Below are 20186 nucleotides of genomic sequence, written 5' to 3' on the forward strand. Positions count from 1 at the left end.
GGCGCGACAGCGGACCCCGCACGTCGCGTTGATTTCCGGAATGCACTAGAGTCCCGTTTCCCACCGGTCCGCCCCGAGCCCTGCCCCTTCCGCTCCGGCGGCCACCGGTCGGCTCCCGACGGCTCTGCCCGAGCCGCCCCAGGCTCGTCCGAGCCGCCCACATCGGAGGTCACATGCGCGGGGACCCGGCTTCCCTCTACGACGCGCACGCCGCCCGCCTCTACGCGCACGGCTGGTCGCTGCTCGGCGACGACGCGGCGGCGGCGGTGCACGACGCCTTCGTGGCGGCGGTCCGGCACCCGCCGCGCGGCGACGTCGTGCTCTGGATGTACGCGCTGTCCCGCACCGCGGCCGAGTCCCGCGGCGCGTTCTCCCGGCCGTGGCACGTCGCCGCCGCCGAGCACGACCCGCTGCTGCGCGCCGCCGCGGCCCTCCGCGCCGAGCAGCGCGAGGCCCTGCTCCTGGACGCGGGCGAATGGCTGGAGCTTCCGGACATCGCGCGCATCCTCGGGCTCGCGCCCGACACCGTCCGGCAACTGCTGCACAGCGGCCGCACCCGGCTCGAACGCGGCGTGCTGGACGCGCTGATGCGCGGCGAGGCCGGCGCCGGAGCCGCCGAGGTCATCGCCGCGTTCGAGAAGGGCACGCTCCCGCGCCTGCTGGCCGGCCGCGCCCCCGAAGCCCTGCCGGAACCGCTGCGCGACAGCGTCCTCGCGTCCTACGAGCGCGAGGTGGACGAGCCGTCCCCGACCGCGACGTCCCCGAGCCCCCTCGTGGTGATCGGCTCCGCGGCACTCGGCGCCCCCGCGCCGGGAACCGCCGCGCACAAGGCCGCCGCCAGCGGACGCAAGCGGTCCGGCCGCAGGCTCGGCGCCGTCGCGGGTCTCGCCGCCTCGGCCGCCGCCGCGGTCGGCATGCTCGCGTCCTGGACGGCGTCGCGCGGCAGCAGCGCGGGCTCGATCGAGCCGTCCGCGCGGACGGACCGCACCGCCTCGGTCACCGGCGCCACCGGCCCGTCCACCACGGCGAAGGCCCCCGGCCTCACCGGCACCGAGCGGACGATCGGCACCACCCCGCCCGGCTCCGGCGACGGCGTGACCACTTCGCAGCCGGGCTCCGCGCCCGAAGCGGGCGGCCCGCCGTCGAGCGGCTCGCCGTCCTCGCCGTCCACCCCGCCGTCCACCGGCCCCGGCACGGGCTCCCCGACCGGCCCCGGCACGGGCACCGCCCCGCCGAGCACCACGCCGCCGTCGACGCCCCCGCCGTCCAGCCCGCCCCCGTCCAACTCCGGGTCGACCGGCCCGTCCACCCCGCCGCCGACGGTCCCCCCGACCCAGCCGGAGCCCACCCCGGCCCCGAGCCCCACCGGAACCCCCACCTCCACCGGCAACTGACCCAAAGCACGAGAAACGCCCCCGCCTCACGGCAGGGGCGTTTCTCGTTTCGTCCAGCTGAGTCCAGGTGAGGCAGCCGCACGGGCCGACCGCGCCCGGGGCCGCGGGATGCTGCGTCAGGCGGCGGCCGGGAGGGCGGCCGGGGGCTGGGCGGCCTGGGAGCGGCGGGCGTAGGCGGGGCTGGTGGCGGACATGGCGGGGCCGGGGCCGATCTTGGCCAGGGCAGGGAGGACGAAGCGGGCGCGGCGGCGCCGGCGGACGGTCATCAGGGCGCCCAGGGCGGTGCCCGTGGCCATCGCGACGACGTGGCCGACGGCGGCGACCTCCAGGCTGGTCAGGCCCTCGAAGAGGTAGGGGGACAGCACGGCCAGCGCGGCGGCGGCCAGCACCCGGGCGGTCTTGCCCGGGCCGAACAGGATCGTGGCGACCAGGGCCGCGGCGAGGACGTAGGACGGTCCGACGTCGCTGATGTCGCGGACCGACGCGGTGAGCGAGCCGAACTCCAGCCGGACGGCCGCCAGGCCCTCGCTGACGAGGGTTCCGGCCACGTGTGCCGTCACGACCAGCAGGAGGGCGCGCAGGTTGCCGAAGCGGCGCGCGACCGGGAACAGGCCGAGCCCCATGACCACGAGCTGCACCGCCTGCGCGGCGTGCTCGCCCTCGGCGACGAAGGCCGAGGTGACCAGGGTGCCGATCGGGTTCCAGGAGAGGTTGTCGAGGTTGGTGCTGCACCACGCGATCAGCGTCTGGCGGGCGGGCTCGGTCAGCAGGTAGAGCTGCACGAACCCGGACGCGGCGAACAGGACGAGGAACAGGAGCGGCACGGGATACCGCCGGAGGAAGCCACCCATCACGCTCGGCAGGCTAGTTCGGGCCCGGGAGTGGTACGGCCGATACGGGAAAAACTCCCCGCTCAAACGCTCGAAATCGCCAGTCATGCCCCTTGGTTCCCGGTGCCGGTGCGGCAGCGGCGCCCACCTCGCGCAACGTGCCGCGTCTCCTCCATGGTCGGGGGGAGAACGCGGCACGAGCGCTTCGGTCGTCCGGGGTTAGTGAGCTATGGCTTCCGGGTTAGGTGCCGGTAAGGGGCGCCGGGCGAGGCGGCTCCTTACCGGCCCCAGGCCCCCGGCCGGCGGGCCCGGTCAGACGGCGGCGGCGCCGTCCACCGGGGTCTGGCCTCGGCGGACGAGGAGGGCGGCGAGGATGGCGACGCCGGCCACGGCGCCCGCGACGGTCAGCGAGGTCTGGAAGCCGTCCATGAAGGCGAGGTGGCTTCCGGTGGTGATGGCGTGCGCGGCCGGGGCCGGGGTGCCCGGCGGGACGGGCGCGACGCCCTGGGAGACCAGGCCGGTCTGGCCGGCCAGCTGGTGCGCGGCCGGGCCCGGGACGCCGGCCCCGGTCAGCCGGTCGGTGAGGACGTGGCCGACCTTGGTGGACAGCAGCACGCCGAGCACCGAGGTGCCGAGCACGCCGCCGAGCTGCGAGGCGGTCTGCTGGAGGCCGCCCGCGACGCCGGCGAGGTGCGCGGGGGCGTTGCCGACGATGGCCTCGGTCCCGGCGACGATCACCATGCCGAACGCGAGCCCGACCAGCACGAACCAGGGCCAGAGCTGGATGTAGGGGGCGTCCACCCCGATCCGGGAGAGGCCGAACATCGCGGCGGAGGTGAACGCCATGCCGAGCACCAGCGGCAGGCGCGGGCCGAACTTGCTGGTCAGGAACCCGGCGATGGGCGAGGCGACGATGAAGATCCCGGTCATCGGCAGCATCCGGACGCCGGACTGCACCGGGGACAGGCCGTGCACGGCCTGCAGGTACAGGGTGATGAAGAAGATCGTCCCGAACATCGCGAAGAAGCCGAGCACGATCAGCCCGGTCGCGGCCGACAGGGACACCGAGCGGAACAGCGAGAGCGGCAGCACCGGGTGCTTGACCCGCAGCTCGGCGATCACGAACGCGATGCCGAGGACGACCGCGGCGGCGAACGAGGCGAGCGGGGTGGTGTGCCCGAAGCCGTGCTCGCCGGCCTTGATCAGGCCCCAGACCAGGAAGAACAGGGACGCGGTGAGCAGCGCGACGCCGACCAGGTCGAACGATCCGGCGGCCTCCTCGTCCTTGGACTCGCGGATCACCCAGAGGCCGACGAGCAGCGCGACCACGCCGAGCGGCGCGTTCAGGAAGAAGACCGACTCCCAGTTGACGTGCTCGACCAGCAGGCCGCCGACGATCGGGCCGCCCGCGATGGAGATGCCGACGGTGGCGCCCCAGATGCCGATGGCGGCGTTCAGCTTCTCGGCCGGGAAGGTGTTGCGCAGGATCGCCAGGCTGGCCGGTTGCAGGAGCGCCCCCGCGAAGCCCTGCACGACGCGCCAGAAGACGACCATGCCGAGCCCGCCGGACAGGCCGATGGCGAGCGAGGCGATGGCGAAGCCGATCACGCCGGCGAGGAAGGTGCGCTTGCGGCCGAACCGGTCGGCGATCTTCCCGGCCGGGATCAGCGATACGGCGAGCGAGAGCAGGTAGGCGTTGGTGACCCACTGCAGGCCGGACAGCGAGGCGTGCAGGTCGTGCGCGATGGCCGGGTTGGCGACCGACACCACGGTGGCGTCGAGGCCGACCATCATCACGCCGAGCGCGACGGCGATGAGGGTGAGCCAGGGGTGGCCGTGGCCGGGCCGCGACCGCGCGCGGGCTTCCGACGGCGGTAGCAGCAGGTCGGGACTGGAGGTCTGAGCCATGGGACGTCCTCGGATGACGAAGGTTGGTAGAGTTAAAGTGTCATACAGTGACACATGTCGTCAAGCGCCAAGCTTCATTCCATGACGTAAGACACACGATGACAGTTCAATGGACGGAGGGCGAATGGGCCGCTACAATCCGGTCATGACCGCGCCCGCTCCCGAGACCGAGCCCACCCCGCCTCCCGGTCGGCGCGAACGCAAGAAGCAGGCGACCCGCGAGGCCCTCCTCGACGCCGCTTTCCGGCTGTTCGCCGAGCAGGGGTTCGAGGCCACCACCGTCGAGCAGATCGCCGAGGCCGTCGACGTGTCGGCCCGGACGTTCTTCCGCTACTTCGCGTCCAAGGAGGACGTGGCGCTGACCTCGCAGGAGGAGCAGTTCTACGCCATGCTGGACGAGTTCCGGCGGCGTCCGGCGGACGAGTCCGTCCTGTCCGCGATGCGGCACTCCGGGACGCGGCTGATCGAGGCGATGGAGGCCGACGGCCAGGCGGACGAGCGGATGTCCCGGTTCGACTGCCTGATGCGCCTCACCGAGGAGAGCCCGGCCCTGCGCGCGGGCAGCATGGAGCGCACCCGCCGCAAGAACGACGAGATGACCCGCGCCGTCGCCGAGCGGATGGGCGCCGACCCCGACCGCGACCTGCGCCCCCGGATGTTCGCCGCGATGGCCTCCACCGCGTTCATGGTCGCCGCCGACGCCTACCGCATGGGCATCGGCGGCTTCGACTCGTTCTCCGAGGCCGTGGACGCCGCGTTCGAGATCCTCGAACAGGGCTTCTCCGGCTGCTGACCGCCTGATCCGGCCGCCCCGTCCGCCTCGGCCTGCTCAGGCACCGGCCGGCGACCGCCTCTCCGCAGAGCACGGCGGGGTGAGGTTCGGCGTGTGGCGGGTGATTGTCGCCGGGGGTCGCTACCATCGCGGCCCATGCGCGTCGACCGTCATGACATTCCGGAAAAGTCCATCGCTGCCGCGCTGGCCGCGGTCCCCGACGAGCTGGGCAGGCAGAGCAAGCTGGCCCAGTACGGCGGCCCGTACGGCATCGAGATGCTCGCCGACATGCTGCTGGACTACGCGACGGCCCGTACCGTCGAGCTCGACCCCCGCGTGGAGTCCCGCGACACCTGGCTCGCGATCTCCTCGGCGGCCGGGCTGTACCGCGACCACGCGCTCGCCGAGCGGCAGCCGGAGGGCGTGGAGGTCCGGGCCTGGGTGGAGTACCTCGGCGTCGGTTTCGGCTTCATCCAGGAGGGCCGGGGCACCCTGACCTCGTTCGAGTGGGTCCGCTCCTGGCACATGGCGCTGGTCGCCGGGGACGACGACCTGCTGGGCAGCCTTTCGGAGCTCGCCTACCTCTTCGAGGACGAGCCTTACGTGGGCGCGCTCGTCGCCCGCTGGCTGGGGGAACCGGTGGAGCTGGAGCCCACCACCCTCGAAAGCGAGATGCTGCGCGCGATCGTGGACGGCGACGCCGCCGCCTTCAACACCGGCCTGATCACGGCGCTGGAACGGCACCGCGCGAGGGAGGGCAGGAACGTCCGCGACCTGATCGCCTGGGGCCCGCTGGCGCTGGCCGCGCTCGCGCACGACGCGGGTCTCGCGATCGAGGTCGAGTCCGGCTACCTGCCCGAACGGCTTTACACCCGCGCCGGTCCCGCCAAGCCGAGTGCGGACGGGGGCCCGGTCGCGCGTCCCGATTTCGGCGCCGAGCGCGCGGAGAAGTGGCTGGGCGGGAGAGGGGAGTACGACGCGAAGGACATCGAGCACGCGTTCAGCCCGAACGTGCTGCTGCAGTACCGGTTCAGGGCGATGAAGGGCGTCGCCGACCACATCCTGATGGCGCTGGCGTTCCGCTCGGTCCTCGATCCGCGCGCCGAGCTGCCCCTGTGGCAGGACGCGCTGGCGGTCGCGAGCGAGGCCACGGCGGCGGCGTTCCGGCTGGCGTCGGTGCCGGAGGGCACGGCGATCACCGTCCAGCTCGCCGGACGCGCCGAGGAGCTGCCCGCGTGCGGCCCGGCGGGCGACGCGTCCGACTGGGCGTACGGGCAGGCGGCGGCGCTGATGTGGGTCGTCCGGTCGTCCGCCGACAGCGCCGTGCTGGCCGCCTTCGACCCCGGTGACCTGCGCCGGACGCGCAAGGACACCAACGACTACGCCCGCGCGTGCCACGCCGTCCTGCGCGGTGAGGACCCGCGTCCGCACCTGCGCGACCTGCTGTCCAAAGCGCCGAGCGACGCGCACGGGGAGTGCCTGCGCCACCCGCGCGTCCGGCTCCTGGACCGCATCGCCGAGGACGACGCGGACGGCTTCAACGCCGTCCTCGCCGAGGCGCTCGGCCTCTACCGCGACTACTACAGCGCGGGCGACAACATCGGCGACCCGGCCGGGCAGCTCCACCTGGACGCGCTGGGCCTCGCCTGCCTCGCGCACGACCGCGGCATCCCGGTCCGCGTCGAGTCCGACTACCTCCCCCGCACGCTCATCGAGCGCGGCTAGGGGGCCCGGCGATGCGACACCACATCCCGGACGAGGCGCTCGAAGCGGCGCTCGCAGCCGTCCCGGAGCAGTTGGCGGAGGACGCCGACCGCGCCGAGAACGGCGGACCGACCGGCATCGAGCTCCTCGCCGACATGCTCGCGGACTACGCCGCAGCCCGGACCACGCAGGACGACCCGCGCGCGGAGACGCCCGAGACGTGGCGCGCGCTGCGCTCGGCGGCCTCGCTGTACTGCGACTACGTCGCCGCCAACGCCACCCGCTCCGGGCAAGCGGTCAAGGTCCAGGTGGACTACCTGGGCGTCGGCTTCTCCTTCGTCAAGGACGTCCGGACGAAGCCGAACCGCAACGAGTGGCTCCACGCCTGGCACATGGCGCTGCTGTTCGACCACGACCTGCTGAACCCGCTGGTGAAGCCGGCCGCGCGCTTCAAGAAGGACGGCTACATCCAGGCGCTCGTGTCCTACAGGGCCGGGACGAAGGCCGACCTCACCGGGGTGGGTTCCGAAGGCGACCTGCTGCTCGCGATCATCGATCGCGACGCGGACGTGTTCAACGCGGCCCTCGCCGGCGCGTTGGAGGCGCACCGCGAGCAGGCGAGCGTACTCCCCCGGTCGCTGATCGCGTGGGGCCCGCTCGCCATGGCCGTCCTGGCCCGGGCCGCCGGACTCACGGTCGAGGTCGCGTCCGACTACCTGCCCGAAGGGCTGCTGCTGGAGGCCGGGCCGGTGCCGCCGGTCCCGGACGGCCCGATCCCCCGCCCCGCCGCGGACGCCTGGGAGGTGAACCAGGAGCTTCTCCGCGAGCGGGTCGACCTCGCCTTCTCCGCCAAGGCGCCCGACCACCGGCGGCTCTCGGCGATCGGCGACGCGGCCGACCTGCTGGGCGAGGCACTGGCCGGACGCGCCCTGTCCGACCCGCAGGCCGAGACGCCCGAGTGGCGCCGCGACCTGGACGCGCAGTGCGAGGCGTACACGGCCCTGTTCGCGCTCGCGTCCGCCCCGAAGGGCACGCCCATCCAGATCACCCTGGACGGGCGCACCGAGGAGATGCCCGCCTCCGGACCGGGCTGGTTCGCGTCCACCGGTCGCTTCGTGCATGCCGTGACCCTGGCGTTCGCCGCGCGGGCGGACGACCTGACGGCAGTGCTGGCCGCCGTCGATCCCGCCGGCCTGGGCCTGGGCGACAACGACACCGGCCACTACGTGCTGGCGCTGCACGCGCTGCTCGACAACGCCGATCCGCGCCCGCATCTCGACCGCGCCCTCTCGGCCCGCCGCCGCGACCGCACCTGGGACCACCTGATGCGGCCCCACTACCGGCTGCTGGACGCGCTCCTCGCGGACGACCACGACGGCTTCAACACCGCGCTCGCCCGCGCGCTCGTCCTGTTCGCGGAGTACCACGCGTCCAGCGTCAAGCCGCGGCTGCCGACGGCGGTGCTCGGCCTCGCCTGCCTCGCGCACGACCGCGGCATCCCGATCACGGTCGAGTCCGACTACCTATCGCGCCGCGTCATCGAAGACCTCAGCCCGCGGTGAGGACGAGGCCGCTCGTCGGGACGCCGGTTCCGGCCGTGACCAGCACGTTCGACACGTCCGGAACCTGGTTGACCGACGTGCCGCGCACCTGCCGGACCCCCTCGGCGATGCCGTTCATGCCGTGGATGTACGCCTCGCCGAGCTGGCCGCCGTGCGGGTTCAGCGGCAGCCGGCCGCCGAGCTCGATGCCGCCGTCCGCGATGAAGTCCCTCGCCTCGCCGCGCCCGCAGAACCCCAGCTCCTCCAGCTGGATCAGGACGAACGGGGTGAAGTGGTCGTACAGGATCGCGGTCTGGACGTCGTCCGGGCCGAGGCCCGACTGGCGCCACAGGCCCTCGCCGACCGTGCGCATCGCGGGCAGGGAGGCGAGATCGCCGCGGTAGTAGGAGAACATCATCATCTGGTCGGCCCCGGTGCCCTGCGCCGCGCCCGCGATGATCACCGGACGGTTCGGCAGGTCGCGGGCGCGCTCGGCGCTGGTGACGACGACCGCCTGGCCGCCGTCCGACTCCTGGCAGCAGTCGAGCAGGTGCAGCGGCTCCACGATCCAGCGGGACGCCTGGTGCTCGTCGAGCGTGATCGGACGGCCGTGGAACCACGCCCTCGGGTTCGTCGCGGCGTGCTTGCGCATCGCCACGGCGACGCGTCCGAAATCCGCGCTCGTCGCGCCGTACTCGTGCATGTAGCGGCGGGCCTGCATGGCGACCCACGCGGCAGGAGTGGCGAACCCGTACGGCAGATGCCAGGAGAACTCCATCGCGTTGGAACCCGAGCCGCCGCCCTTGTTGGCCTGTCCGAAACGGTGTCCGGACCGCTCGTTGAACGCGCGGTAGCAGACCACGACGTCCGCCTGCCCGGTCGCGACGGCCATCGCCGCGTGCGCGACGGTGCCGCAGGCCGCGCCGCCGCCGTAGTCCACGCGGGAGAAGAACCGCAGCGCCGGGATGCCGAGCTCGCGCTGGATGGCGATCTCCGCGCTGGCGTCCGCGGTGAAGGTGACCAGCCCGTCCACGTCGGACGGGGACAGGCCCGCGTCCTTGATCGCCGCCAGGCACGCCTCGGCGGCGAGCTGCAGCTCCGACCGTCCGGAGTCCTTGGAGAACTCGGTCGCCCCGATCCCGGCGATCGCCGCCTTCCCCGACAAGCTCACTGCGCGTCCTCCCTGGTCACTGCGCGTCCTCCTTGAAGGTGACGGTCGCGGTCAGGTGGTCGCCGAGGCTGACCGCGCCGCGCACCTTGAGCGTCCGGGCGTCCACGCGTTCGCCGGTGAGGGTCAGCGCGTCGCCCGCGTAGGCGGGGACGCCGAGCCGCACCTGGATGCCGTCCAGCACCGCGCCCGGGACGGTCTCCAACGCGAACCGCTGGACGAGCCCCATCGACGTCAGGATGTTCAGGAAGATGTCCTTCGACCCCTGGGCGCGCGCGAGTGCGATGTCGTGGTGGACGGGCGTGAAGTCCCGCGTCGCGATCGCCGTCGCGATGACGAACGTCGGCGTCAGCTCGATCCGCAGCCCCTCTGCTTCCGCTTCAGGTTCGGGCTCTTCCGGATCAGGCGCGTCTACCGGAGTCCATTGGGCCAGGACGAGGTCGTCGTCCATGCGCTCGAAGACCACGCGGACGGGCATGTCCACCTCGACCTCGGACGGGTCGCAGCCGATCACGTTGCCGAGGACGCGGACGCCCTCCTCCAGCTCCACGACCGCGACCGCGTAAGGCGGCGTCCGGCCGGGGACGGGCGGATGGTGGTGGACGACGAAGCTGTGTACGGCGCCGCGTCCGCTCGCCTTGCGGAACGTCCGGTTCGTCGAGTGGCACTCCGGGCACATCGGACCGGGCGGGTGCCGGAGCGCGCCGCAGTCCGCGCAGCTCTGGATGCGCAGCTCGCCGTCTTTCAGGCCGTCCCAGAAGAACGCGGTGTCCGGCCCGATCGCGGGTTGCAGCGGGTACTTGCCGGACTTCGCCGAGGACGCCTTCGAGCCGCCGCCTCCCCCGCGCTGTTTCGGCTTGAACTTCAGTACCCGGAACAGCATCTCGGCCACGCGCTGGTCGTTCTCGTCGTACCAGGACTGGTACCACGTCACGAAGTAGCCCTCGCCCATGGCGGTCTGCTTCGGCCCGGCGACGCCGCCGAACCGCATGGTCGAGCGCAGCCGCTCGCCGACCTTCACATAGCGGTCGTAGACCTGGTCGCAGTTGGTCGCGACGACGCCGGTGTAGCCGTTCTCGTTGAGCAGCCGCAGCGGGTCGTCGGCGACCGAGCCGGCCTTCGCGGCGACCAGGCCGGGCATCGACCAGACCTGGATCATCGCGGGCGGCGCCACGTCCTCCCAGGCGCCGGACGCGTCGCCGAGCGCCTGCGTCCAGTGCCGGATCATCGCGGCGTTCACCGCGTCCGGGCAGGGCGGCGCGGGCCGCTCGCCGCCGTCCGCCAGCCGCCCGGCGAGGGTCGTGAGTTCGTCGTGGAAGGCGGCCGGTTCGTCGTCGCGGAGAGCGGCCGGTTCGTTGCGCAAAGCGGCTCCTTAGCGGGGTGCGCGGGGCAGGCCGAGGCCGATCATGGCGATCAGCTCGCGCTGGATCTCGTTCACGCCGCCGCCGAAGGTCAGCACGACCGCGCCCTTGACGCCGTGGTCCAGCACCTCCAGGAACGCGGCGGTCGCCGGGTCGCCGGGATCGCCGAACCGGGCGAGCACGTCGCCGACGATCCGGCCGACGTCCTGCATCCGCTCCGACCCGTAGATCTTGGTGGCGGACGCGTCGGCGGCGCCCAGCCAGCCGAGGTCCATGTTGGCGGCGACCTGCCAGTTCAGCAGCTCGTTGACGCGCAGGTAGGCGTACACCTGCGCGACCGCGCGCCGGACGGCGGGCTCCTCGATCAGCGGGCGCCCGTCGCGTCCGACCGCCGTGCGCGCCCAGGTGGCGAACCGGTCGTAGGTGTGGCCGATGTTGCCCGCCGGGCCGAGCGTGACGCGCTCGTGGTTGAGCTGGTTGACGATCAGGTCCCAGCCCTTGTGCTCCTCGCCGATGAGCATGTCGAGCGGGACGCGGACGTCCTGGTAGTACGTCGAGTTCGTGTGGTGGCGGCCGTCCATGGTGACGATCGGCGTCCACGAGAAGCCGGGGTCCTTGCAGTCCACGATGAGCATCGAGATGCCCTTGTGCTTCTTGGCTTCGGGGTCCGTGCGGGCGGCCAGCCAGACGTAGTCGGAGTAGTGCGCGCCGGACGTGAAGATCTTCTGGCCGTTGACGACGTAGTGGTCGCCGTCCTTGACGGCCGTGGTGCGCAGGGACGCCAGGTCGGTGCCCGCGCCCGGTTCGCTGTAGCCGATCGCGAAGTGGCACTCCCCCGCGAGGATCCTCGGCAAGAAGAACGCCTTCTGCGCGTCCGTGCCGTACTGCAGGATCGTCGGCGCGACCGAGTTCAGGGTGATGATCGGGTACGGCACCTCGGCGCGCGCGATCTCGTTGGCGAAGATCTGCTGCTCGACCGGTCCGTAGCCGCGCCCGCCGTACTCCTCCGGCCAGGCGACGCCGAGCATCCCGTCCCGGCCGAGGCGCTTGCAGTGCGCCATGTAGTGCTCGCCGAACGGGTCGTCCGCGATCTGCTTGCGCTGCTCGGGGGTGAGGCAGCCGCGGAAGTACGCGCGCAGCTCGGCGCGCAGCTCCTTCTGCTCGTCGGTCAGGTCGATGAACATCGGTTACCGCACCTCCTGAGCGGCGACGAGCGCGCCGAGCGTCTCCAGCTGGTCCTCGGCGCCGCCGAGCAGGTGCCCGACCTGCTTCGCCCACGCGAAGTAGCGGTGCAGCGGGTACGTCACGTCCAGGCCGATGCCGCCGTGCAGGTGCTGGCAGGTGTAGAGCGCCTTCACCACCGGGTCGGACGCGTTGTACGCCGCGATCGCGAGCACCTCGTCGGTGTCGTCCGCGCCGGTGGCGAACCGCCACGCGCCGCCCCAGACGCCGACGTCCAGCGCGCGCTTGGCGATGTACACGTCGCCGATCTGCATGGTCACGGCCTGGAACTGGGCGAGCGCGCGGTCGAACTGCTCGCGCGTCTTGACGTACTCGGTCGTCAGGTTCAGCGCGCCCTCGACCACCCCGGACGAGACCGCGACCGCGCCGGTGACGGCCGACCGGCGGAAGGCGTCCCAGGCGCCGGGGCCGAGCGGTTCGCCGCGCGCGCCGTCCAGCTCGACGCGGGCGAGGGGCTCGGTCGTCGCGGACGGCTGGTCCGCGATCGCCGCCTCGGCGCGCTCGACCAGGTACACCTGGATCGTTCCGTCCTCCGCCCGCGCCGGGACGAGCATGTGCGACGCCTCGCGCGCGTAGGGGACGTACGTCTTCGTCCCGGTGAGCCGTCCTCCGCGCGCGGTGGTCTCGACGGTTCCGGACGGTCCGACCTCGCGGTACGCGCCGGTCAGGACCGTCTCGCCCGTGGCGACGCCCGCAAGCAGCGCCTTCTGCGCGTCCGTGCCGGTCAGCGCGATCGGCAGGGCGGCGAGCGCGAGCGTCGCGTACGCCGGGACGGGCGCGACGTGCGCGCCGATCTCCCGCAGCAGGACGGTCAGCTCGACCGGGCCGAGGCCCGCGCCGTCCTGCTCCTCGGGCACGACCAGGCCGAGCAGCCCGGCCTGCGCGAGGGCCTTCCAGACGGGCTCGTCGTAGGCCGTCCCGCCCTTCTCGAACGCTTCGAGGCGCTGCGGCGCGGCCTCGCGGCCGAGCAGTCCGGCGGCGAGGTCGCGCAGCTCGCGCTGGGCCTCGTCGAGGTTGAAGTCCACTCAGGCGCTCCCTTCCAGGAGGTGGCGGCGTCCGCGCCGGCCGAACTCGGCGGCGAGCGACGCCGCGTCCTCGGCGGTCATCCGGCGGTAGGCGAGGTCGCGGCCGGGCCGCCACCACACCGGGTCGTCGGTGCGCCAGCCGTCCCGGGCCAGCGCACGTTTGAGGATCTTGTTGGACGGGGTGGCGGGCAGCTCCCGCGCCACCCGGACGTACCGGGGCGTCCCCTTCGGCCCGAGGTCGTCGCGGCCCTTCAGGAACGCCGCGAACGCGTCCGGGTCGAACCCGCCGGTGTCGGTGACGAGCGCGGCCATCACCTGGTCGCCGGACGCGGCGTCCGGAACCCCGAACACCGCGAGCTGCCGGACGCCCGGGAACGCCGCGAGCACCCGCTCGACCTGGACGGCCCCGAAGTTCTCGCCGTCCACGCGGAGCCGGTCGGCGGCGCGTCCGGCGAAGAAGACGTAGCCGTCCTCGTCGCGGTAGGCGTGGTCGCCGCTCCAGAACATGCCGTCGCGGAGCCGGTCGGGGGCGTCCTCGTTGTAGTAGCCGTCGAACAGGCCCTCGCCGGTGGTGTTGACCAGCTCGCCGATCGCCTCGTCCGGGTTGGTGAGGCGTCCGGTCTCGTCGAAGCGGGCGGGCGGGCACTCCTCGCCCGTCTCCGGGTCGAGCACCTGGATTCCGGGCGTGAGCTTGCCCATCGCCCCGGGCGGCCCGAACGGATCGGGCGAGAACGAGATCGCGGTTTCGGTCGAGCCGTAGGCGTCGATGACGAAGCAGCCGAAGCGGTCGGCGAACCCCTTCTGCTCCAGCGGCGCGGCCTCGTTGCCGAACGCGATCTTCAGCGGGTTGTCCGCGTCGTCCGGTCTGGCGGGTGTGGCGACCACGTAGGACAGCGCCTTGCCGACGTAGTGCAGGTACGTGCAGCGGTGCGCGCGGACGTCCGGCAGCAGCCCGGACGCGCTGAACCGGCTCCGCACGACCAGCTCCGCCCCGGCGGCCAGCGCGGGCGCGAACGCCGCCATGATCGCGCCGGAGTGGAACAGCGGCATCGGGCAGTACACGACGTCCTCGGGCTTGAGCAGGCGCCCGGCCAGGTTCTCGCCCGGCACGACCACCTTCCGGTGCGTCACCCGGACCGCCCGCGGCCGTCCGGACGTGCCCGACGTGAAGATCAGCATCATCAGCGTGGTCGCGTCGACGTCCGCCTTCGGCGGGAGCACCCCGGCGAACTCGGCGACGGCCCGCTCGTGCTCCTCCAGCGAGACGACCTCGCGGGTGCGGTCGGCGAACCCCTCGGTCCGGACGGCCGTCCGCTGCGCGAGCGGCGCGTACTCGGGCTGGTGGACGACCAGGTCGCAGTCGGCGCGGCACGCGTCGCCCGGCAGCTCGGCGGCGCCGCGCGTCGGGTTCAGCGCGACCACGACGTTCCCCGACATGGCCGCGCCGCAGAGCAGGAAGACCAGCTCAGGCACGTTGTCGAGGAGGACGCCCACGTGCAGCGGGCGCTCGCCCGGCCGCCGGGCGGCCATCCACGCGGCGCGGGCGGCGGACTCGGCGACGACCTCCCGCCAGCTCCAGCGCCGCCCGTCGTCGGCGCAGGAGAGTCCCGGACGGTCGTCGTCGGCACGGGCCGCGAGCAGTTCCGCGACGGTCACCGGCATCACCTCCCGGCCGCAAAACTAGAACAGATTCTAGTCTGTGTCCAGGGGCGCCCTCACCCCCTCCGACCGCCCCTGGGCGGAGCGGGTCCGGCGAACCGAACCGCATTCAGATAACACGTTCCTGTCCGCCCTGTACGATGTCCCGGTGAGCGCAGAACAGGCCGTGACCGGCGACCAGCCGACCGGGGACCCCGCCGTGACCGACGCAGGGGCCGACACCGTGGACGGGGTCGCCGCCGGGGAGGCCGCCGCGGCGGACGCCGCCGGGCAGGAGGCCCCGCGCGGAGGCGGCGCGCGGTCGCGCAGCCAGGTCCAGCGCCGCCGCCGGATCGTCCAGGCGGCCGCCGCGCTCGCCTCGCGCGGCGGTGTCGAGGCCATGCAGATGCGCACGGTCGCCGAGCGCGCCGGCGTCGCCCTCGGCACGCTCTACCGGTACTTCCCGTCCAAGATGGACCTGGTCGTCGCGGTCGTCAGCGAGGAGCTCGACCTCCTCGAAGGCAGCATCGAGCGCCGCCCGCCGCGCACCGAGGCCGCGCACCGCCGCGCCGTGGACGTCCTGATGCGCGCGACGCGCGGCCTCATGCGCGAGCCCGAGCTGGCCGAGGCCCTGATCCGCTCCCTGCTGCTCTCCGACGTCAAGACCGACTTCGGCGACCGGATGACCGGCCTGCTGCTGCGCGCCTCGGTCGGCCGCGACGTCGCCGTCCCGCCGGGCGACCGCCGCCACGTCCTCGCCAAGGCCCTGGCCAGCGTGTGGACCATGGAGATGATCGAGATGCTCCGCGGCCACGCCACCGCCGACCAGATCCAGTCCCGCCTCGAAGTCGCCGCCGAACGCCTCCTCCACGACTTCTGACCCGGCCCGGGCCCGGCCCTAGTTCGGCACCTGCCCGGGCCCGTCCACGTACACCGCCCGGGTGCGGAACTCGGCGGACAGCAAGGTCCCCTCGACTCCGGAGGTACCGGAAGCCGGGCGCGGACCGTTCAGGTCACGCGTGCCGAGGTAGGTGTAGGTGGACGAGTCGAACAGGATCTGTTGGACGACCCCCGGGCGGGTGGGCCAGCCGACCCCGACGGCGGTGCGCCCTTCCAGACCGTCCTTGATGCCGGTGGCGACCGTCGCGCCCGGGATCCTCGTCATCGCGAGGTAGACCGCCGCCTGCACCTTCGGCGGTGGCACGCTCTTCATCAGGAACATGCCGAGCTGGGTCACCAGGAGCTCCCAGGCGGGCTCCCCGCTCCCGTTCGTCGCCCGCTCCTTGTCCTTCCACCAGGCGATCAGCCCTGCCGGGTCGGTGGGCAGCCTGGCGACGTTCGCGTAGCCGTGCGGGAAGGGATACGCGGCGATCGACATCCGGTCGACCAGCTTCTTCGACTTCGGGTCGACGGTGGCCGCCCGCTCATCGGCCACCTTGTACCAGAGCCGGTCGTCGGACGTCTTGTACGGGCCGGGCAGCGCATCGTTCGTTTTCGTCCACCTGGTCGCGAGTACGACGCGGGTGTCGACCATGAGCCACTGGTTTGGTCGGGGAGCTTTGAACGGGCGGTGCTCCGCCTCGTAGGCGGCACGTTCGAGCACTCCCTTCGCGGTGGTCGGCTGGGCGGCGAAGTGTTCACCTCTGTTCAGCGACGGAGCGACCGCGAAACCGGTGATGACCGTCGCGGCAACGGCTGCTGCCGTGAGTCCGATCGTCCAGTCGCGGCGCCTGGCCCGGACGCGCGGAACCGGCTCGCCGGACTCGGCGGACTGGGCGGCGGCGGCTCGTTCCAGTAGGGCGGCGCGGGCGTTCGCGCGCGCCGTGGGCGACGGGGGCTCGGTGCCGGCCCAGGCGTCGCGAAGGGTCTCCATGTCGTTCACACGGCCTCCTCGATGGCCTCGGGCAGCGCGGCGCGGACGCGGCGGCGCGCGCGGTGAAGGCGGGACCGGACGGTCCCGGCGGGCAGGTCGAGCGCCTCGGCGACCTCCTGCATGCTGAGCTGCGCCCACGCGACCAGCAGCAGGACGTCGCGCTCGCCGCCCGCGAGGTCGGCGAGGGCGTCGGCCAGGGGTCCGCGCGCGGCGGACGCGTCGAGGCGGGCGGCGGCGCGGTCCTCCGGCCCCTCGGACGGTCCGTCCGGTCCGGTTCGGGCGAGGGCGCGGTACTGGCGGGCCTCGGCGCGGTGGTGCCGGGCGATCAGGTTGGACGCGATGCCGTACAGCCACGGCCGGGCGTCCGGGCGCGAGAGGTCGTAGGCGTCGCGGCGGTCGAAGGCGATGAGGAACGTCTCGGCCGCGACGTCGTCGGCGGCCGTGGGGCCGAGGCGGCGGGACGCGTAGCCGTGGATCGCGTCGTAGTAGCGGTCGAAGATCTGGGCGAAGTCCTCGGGTTCGCGCAGCGATCGTTCGATCACCGACGCGTCGGCGCTTCGCGCGAGGATCCGCTTCACCGGGCGGGGAGGCGCGCTTCGGGGGGCATGGTCGGCCTTCCGTGAGAGGACGCGTTGTCATCCTCCCTTCGCCGGACGCCCGCGTCGCGTTCGCGGGGGCGCGGAAGGGGCGCGCGTTCTAGGCTGGGGGCAATCGCGGACGGGCTCTGAAGGGGTGGCAGTGAACAACCAGGAACCGATCGTCACCGATGGCGTCATCATCGAGTTCATCGACGGCAAGGACGTCCCGGTGAACCACAAGGAGTTCGGTGAGCGGGCCGTGGTGATGCGCTCCGCCAAGGACGACGACGGTCCCGTCCTCTACTTCACCGAGGCCGAGTGGGACGCGTTCGTGGCCGGTGTGAAGGACGGCGAGTTCGACGACCTGCTGGAAGAGGAGCCGCCGGCCGAGGGCTGACGGATCGCCGCGAGGCCCCCGCGTCCGAGATGGGACGCGGGGGCCTCGTTCATTTGCCGTGGCGGCGTTCGGCCTTGGCCGCGTCGGAGGAGCCCTCGCCCTCGCTGGACGGGAGGTCCGGATAGCGCTTGGCCACCGCCTTGCGGACCTGCTCCTTCTCCTCGGGCGTGCCGAAGCGGTCGACGCGGGCCAGCGCGTCCACGGCGTGGGACTTGTTCTCGATCGGGTACTTGCCGGGTCTGCCGTCGCGCGGCGGGATGCCGAACTCGTCCGGCTTCAGCTCGCGGCGCTCCTCGGCGTTCAGTCTGCTCACGCCCGCTGTCCTCCCCGGAACGGCGTTATTGCAGACAAAACGGGCGGCAAAGGACCGTTCAGGGGCGGGCGCCGTCGAGGAACTGGGCGGTGATCGCGTCGGCGGCGTCCTCCAGGCCCATGGCCGGGAAGGGCTCGTAGACCAGCGCGCCCTCCACGAGGAAGCCGAGCATCGCGGCCAGCTGGTCGGCGGGGCGGTCGGCGCGGAAGACGCCGTCCTGCTGGCCGCGCGCGACGACGGCCGCGCCGCGCTCGCGGATGGCCTGCTCCTCGATGCTGCCGCCGGGGTGGGCGCGGCCGGGGACGTAGTAGTCGCGGCCGACGCGCAGCAGCGCCCGGACGATCCGCTCGACCCCGGTCGCGGGCGGGCAGGCGTCGAGGCCCGCCTCGTCCAGGGCGCGGACGGACTCGCTGGTCGAGTGCCGGGCGAGGGCGGCGAGCAGGTCGTCCCGGTTCGCGAAGTACCGGTAGACGGTGGCGCGGCCGAGCCCGGCGGCGCGGGCGATCTGCGCCATGCTCGCCCGCTCGTGCGCGCGCAGCGCGGAGGCGGCCGCGCGCAGGATCGCGGCGCGGGTGCGGTCCTCGGCAGAAACGTCGGAAGAAACGGAGGTCATGGCGCGTTAGAGTGTAGGCGATCGAGACAGTACTGTCTCATATAGGAACAACGATGTTCACGGCCGGAGTCGCGTCCCGACCCCGACCGGCGAGGAGGCAACGATGGACACTCGCTGGGACGAGACCTTCGACGTGGTCGTGGTCGGGTCCGGTGCGGCCGGGCTCACCGCCGCCCTGACCGCCCGGCTGCGCGGCCTGTCCGCGGTGGTGCTGGAGAAGACCGCGAAGTGGGGCGGCTCGACCGCGCTGTCCGGCGGCGCGATCTGGGTGCCGGGCAACCTGTACCTGGAGCACCAGGGCCTCGGCGACTCCCCGGAGAAGGCCCGCGCCTACCTGGACGCGACCGTCGGCGACCGCGTCCCGGCCGAGCGCAAGGACGCCTACCTGGAGCGCGGGCCGGAGATGGTGCGGTTCCTTCACGACCGCACCCGGCACGTCCGGTTCGAGTACGTGCGCGGGTACAGCGACTACTACCCCGAGCGCGCGGGCGGTTTCGGGCAGGGCCGGACGGTCGAGCCGCCGGTGTTCGACCTGCGCAAGCTGAAGGGCCTGCGCGCGACCATGCGCCGCACCGAGCTCCCGACGTACGGCATGGTCATGAAGGGCGCCGAGTTCCACGACGTGAACATGATCGGCCGCACGCTCCGCGGCAAGCTCACCGCGCTGAAGATCGGCGGCCGGTTCGCCCGGGCCGTCGTCACCGGGGCGAAGCTCGCGTCGGTCGGCGAGTCGCTGGCCGCGCGGCTCGCGACGTCCCTGGCGGACGAGGGCGGCGAGATCCGGGTGAACACCCCGTTCCGGGACCTGGTCATCGAGGGCGATCGGGTCGTCGGCGTCATCGCCGAGCGCGGCGGCAGGACCGTCCGGATCCGCGCCGAGAAGGGCGTCGTGCTGGCGTCCGGCGGCTTCTCGCACAGCCAGGAGCTGCGCGAGCGGTACCTGCCGTCCCCGACCGACGCGAAGTGGACCTCGGCCGCCGAGCAGCAGACCGGCGACATCGTGGAGGCGGCGCTGAAGGCGGGCGCGGAGCTGGACCTGATGGACAAGGTCTGGGGCATGCCCGCGGTCGTCCCGCCCGGCGAGAAGCCGGTCTTCCTGGTCACCGACCGGGCCGTCCCGGGCATGGTCGTCGTGAACCAGGACGGCGAGCGGTACCTGAACGAGGCACTCCCCTACGCCGACTTCGTCGACCGGATGTACTCCGACGGCGAAGGGCGCGCGATCCCGTCCTGGATGGTCATCGACGGCCGGACCAAGAACCGCTACATCATGCTGAACCACTTCCCGGGCCAGCCGTTCAAGAAGGCGTGGCTGAAGGACGGGTTCATCAAGAAGGCCGGGTCCGTCCGCGAGCTGGCGGGCCTGATGGGCGTCCCGGCGGAGCGGCTGGAGACGACCGTGGCGCGCTTCAACGCCATGGCCCGCAACGGCCGGGACGTCGATTTCGGACGCGGCGACAGCGCCTACGACAACTTCTACGGCGACCCGACGCTCCCGAACCCGAACCTGGCGCCGCTGGTCAAGCCGCCGTACTACGCGATCCCGCTCGTCCCGGGCGACATCGGCACCAAGGGCGGGCCGGTGGCGGACGCGGACGCGCGCGTCCTGCGGGCGGACGGCACGGTGATCGAGGGCCTGTACGCGGCGGGCAACGCGTCCGCGTCGGTGATGGGCGGGACCTACCCGGGCGCGGGCGCGACCATCGGCCCCGCCATGACCTTCGGTTATGCCGCGGCGACCCATATGGCACGTCCGTAATACGCCCTGGCGGGGCCGCCGTCCGGTTTGACCCGGGCGGCGGCCCTCGGCGAGGATGGCGCCTCTACCG

The 20186-nt window shown here is 73.0% G+C and carries 18 protein-coding genes; 7 read left to right on the plus strand and 11 right to left on the minus strand.

The features are described 5' to 3' along the window. Positions 1–173 precede the first annotated feature (173 nt). A complete protein-coding gene (locus FHU30_RS26185) occupies positions 174–1394 on the plus strand; it encodes a sigma-70 region 4 domain-containing protein (RefSeq protein WP_253879246.1) in 1221 nt (406 codons plus the stop codon). Positions 1395–1510: 116 nt separating this feature from the next. Here the strand turns inward: FHU30_RS26185 and FHU30_RS26190 are convergent, their stop codons facing one another. Beyond that, on the minus strand, positions 1511–2245 hold the full coding sequence (locus FHU30_RS26190; protein WP_308211405.1) for a rhomboid-like protein: 735 nt from the start codon (positions 2243–2245) through the stop codon (positions 1511–1513). A 291-nt stretch (positions 2246–2536) separates the two neighbouring features. Continuing rightward, entirely contained in the window at positions 2537–4132 is a 1596-nt protein-coding gene (locus tag FHU30_RS26195) for an MFS transporter (protein WP_253879248.1), read from the minus strand. Positions 4133–4277: 145 nt separating this feature from the next. Between FHU30_RS26195 and FHU30_RS26200 the strand changes: the two genes are divergently transcribed. From FHU30_RS26200 to FHU30_RS26210, 3 genes are all read left to right on the plus strand, one after another. After that, complete coding sequence (locus FHU30_RS26200; protein ID WP_253879250.1) at positions 4278–4925, plus strand: TetR family transcriptional regulator; 648 nt, start codon at positions 4278–4280, stop codon at positions 4923–4925. 135 nt (positions 4926–5060) lie between these two features. Then, entirely contained in the window at positions 5061–6629 is a 1569-nt protein-coding gene (locus FHU30_RS26205) for an immunity 49 family protein (protein ID WP_253879251.1), read from the plus strand. A gap of 11 nt (positions 6630–6640) precedes the next feature. Further along, on the plus strand, positions 6641–8170 hold the full coding sequence (locus FHU30_RS26210; RefSeq protein WP_253879252.1) for an immunity 49 family protein: 1530 nt from the start codon (positions 6641–6643) through the stop codon (positions 8168–8170). On the opposite strand, the gene FHU30_RS26215 is transcribed toward FHU30_RS26210, so the two are convergent. From FHU30_RS26215 to FHU30_RS26235, 5 genes are read right to left on the minus strand one after another with little or no spacing between them, the layout of a single operon-like run. Further along, a complete protein-coding gene (locus FHU30_RS26215; RefSeq protein ID WP_253879254.1) occupies positions 8157–9320 on the minus strand; it encodes a lipid-transfer protein in 1164 nt (387 codons plus the stop codon). The two genes, FHU30_RS26210 and FHU30_RS26215, sit on opposite strands and share 14 nt — an antisense overlap. Before the next feature lie 16 nt (positions 9321–9336). Then, positions 9337–10680 (minus strand): OB-fold domain-containing protein, encoded by a 1344-nt coding sequence (locus FHU30_RS26220; protein WP_253879256.1) that lies wholly within the window; start codon positions 10678–10680, stop codon positions 9337–9339. 9 nt (positions 10681–10689) lie between these two features. Beyond that, positions 10690–11862, minus strand: coding sequence for an acyl-CoA dehydrogenase family protein (locus FHU30_RS26225; protein ID WP_253879257.1), 1173 nt, complete (start codon positions 11860–11862; stop codon positions 10690–10692). A 3-nt stretch (positions 11863–11865) separates the two neighbouring features. Further along, positions 11866–12945, minus strand: coding sequence for an acyl-CoA dehydrogenase family protein (locus tag FHU30_RS26230; RefSeq protein ID WP_253879259.1), 1080 nt, complete (start codon positions 12943–12945; stop codon positions 11866–11868). Then, entirely contained in the window at positions 12946–14607 is a 1662-nt protein-coding gene (locus FHU30_RS26235; protein ID WP_253879260.1) for an AMP-binding protein, read from the minus strand. A 328-nt stretch (positions 14608–14935) separates the two neighbouring features. On the opposite strand from FHU30_RS26235, the gene FHU30_RS26240 reads away from it, so the two are divergent. Then, positions 14936–15463, plus strand: a complete 528-nt coding sequence (locus tag FHU30_RS26240; RefSeq protein WP_253879624.1) for a TetR family transcriptional regulator — start codon at positions 14936–14938, stop codon at positions 15461–15463. Positions 15464–15481: 18 nt separating this feature from the next. Here the strand turns inward: FHU30_RS26240 and FHU30_RS26245 are convergent, their stop codons facing one another. Both FHU30_RS26245 and FHU30_RS26250 read right to left on the minus strand, forming a co-directional pair. Further along, complete coding sequence (locus tag FHU30_RS26245) at positions 15482–16456, minus strand: CU044_5270 family protein (RefSeq protein WP_253879625.1); 975 nt, start codon at positions 16454–16456, stop codon at positions 15482–15484. 5 nt (positions 16457–16461) lie between these two features. Beyond that, the gene (locus FHU30_RS26250) at positions 16462–16998 is read right to left on the minus strand and encodes an RNA polymerase sigma factor (RefSeq protein WP_253879265.1); all 537 of its coding nucleotides are present in this window, start codon (positions 16996–16998) and stop codon (positions 16462–16464) included. 196 nt (positions 16999–17194) lie between these two features. Here FHU30_RS26250 and FHU30_RS26255 point away from each other — a divergent pair, with 196 nt between their 5' ends. Continuing rightward, positions 17195–17431 (plus strand): DUF397 domain-containing protein, encoded by a 237-nt coding sequence (locus tag FHU30_RS26255; protein ID WP_199744763.1) that lies wholly within the window; start codon positions 17195–17197, stop codon positions 17429–17431. A 49-nt stretch (positions 17432–17480) separates the two neighbouring features. On the opposite strand, the gene FHU30_RS26260 is transcribed toward FHU30_RS26255, so the two are convergent. Next, the gene (locus FHU30_RS26260) at positions 17481–17744 is read right to left on the minus strand and encodes a hypothetical protein (RefSeq protein WP_253879267.1); all 264 of its coding nucleotides are present in this window, start codon (positions 17742–17744) and stop codon (positions 17481–17483) included. A 58-nt stretch (positions 17745–17802) separates the two neighbouring features. Further along, positions 17803–18357 carry a TetR/AcrR family transcriptional regulator gene (locus FHU30_RS26265; protein ID WP_253879271.1) on the minus strand — a complete coding sequence of 185 codons (555 nt, stop codon included), beginning with the start codon at positions 18355–18357 and terminating at the stop codon, positions 17803–17805. A gap of 103 nt (positions 18358–18460) precedes the next feature. Between FHU30_RS26265 and FHU30_RS26270 the strand changes: the two genes are divergently transcribed. Then, positions 18461–20116 (plus strand): FAD-dependent oxidoreductase, encoded by a 1656-nt coding sequence (locus FHU30_RS26270; RefSeq protein ID WP_253879278.1) that lies wholly within the window; start codon positions 18461–18463, stop codon positions 20114–20116. The last annotated feature ends 70 nt before the right edge of the window (positions 20117–20186 follow it).

It is taken from the genome of Actinomadura rupiterrae, assembly GCF_024172125.1.
Taxonomy (GTDB): domain Bacteria; phylum Actinomycetota; class Actinomycetes; order Streptosporangiales; family Streptosporangiaceae; genus Spirillospora; species Spirillospora rupiterrae.

Excerpts from the sequence above, each read along its gene's own strand:
- FHU30_RS26210 (WP_253879252.1), top strand. The coding sequence starts at position 6,641 with ATGCGACACCACATCCCGGACGAGGCGCTCGAAGCGGCGCTCGCAGCC.
- FHU30_RS26265 (WP_253879271.1), bottom strand. The coding sequence starts at position 18,357 with ATGACCTCCGTTTCTTCCGACGTTTCTGCCGAGGACCGCACCCGCGCC.
- FHU30_RS26200 (WP_253879250.1), top strand. The coding sequence starts at position 4,278 with ATGACCGCGCCCGCTCCCGAGACCGAGCCCACCCCGCCTCCCGGTCGG.
- FHU30_RS26185 (WP_253879246.1), top strand. The coding sequence starts at position 174 with ATGCGCGGGGACCCGGCTTCCCTCTACGACGCGCACGCCGCCCGCCTC.
- FHU30_RS26205 (WP_253879251.1), top strand. The coding sequence starts at position 5,061 with ATGCGCGTCGACCGTCATGACATTCCGGAAAAGTCCATCGCTGCCGCG.
- FHU30_RS26225 (WP_253879257.1), bottom strand. The coding sequence starts at position 11,862 with ATGTTCATCGACCTGACCGACGAGCAGAAGGAGCTGCGCGCCGAGCTG.
- FHU30_RS26195 (WP_253879248.1), bottom strand. The coding sequence starts at position 4,132 with ATGGCTCAGACCTCCAGTCCCGACCTGCTGCTACCGCCGTCGGAAGCC.
- FHU30_RS26270 (WP_253879278.1), top strand. The coding sequence starts at position 18,461 with ATGGACACTCGCTGGGACGAGACCTTCGACGTGGTCGTGGTCGGGTCC.
- FHU30_RS26190 (WP_308211405.1), bottom strand. The coding sequence starts at position 2,245 with ATGGGTGGCTTCCTCCGGCGGTATCCCGTGCCGCTCCTGTTCCTCGTC.
- FHU30_RS26245 (WP_253879625.1), bottom strand. The coding sequence starts at position 16,456 with ATGGAGACCCTTCGCGACGCCTGGGCCGGCACCGAGCCCCCGTCGCCC.
- FHU30_RS26235 (WP_253879260.1), bottom strand. The coding sequence starts at position 14,607 with ATGCCGGTGACCGTCGCGGAACTGCTCGCGGCCCGTGCCGACGACGAC.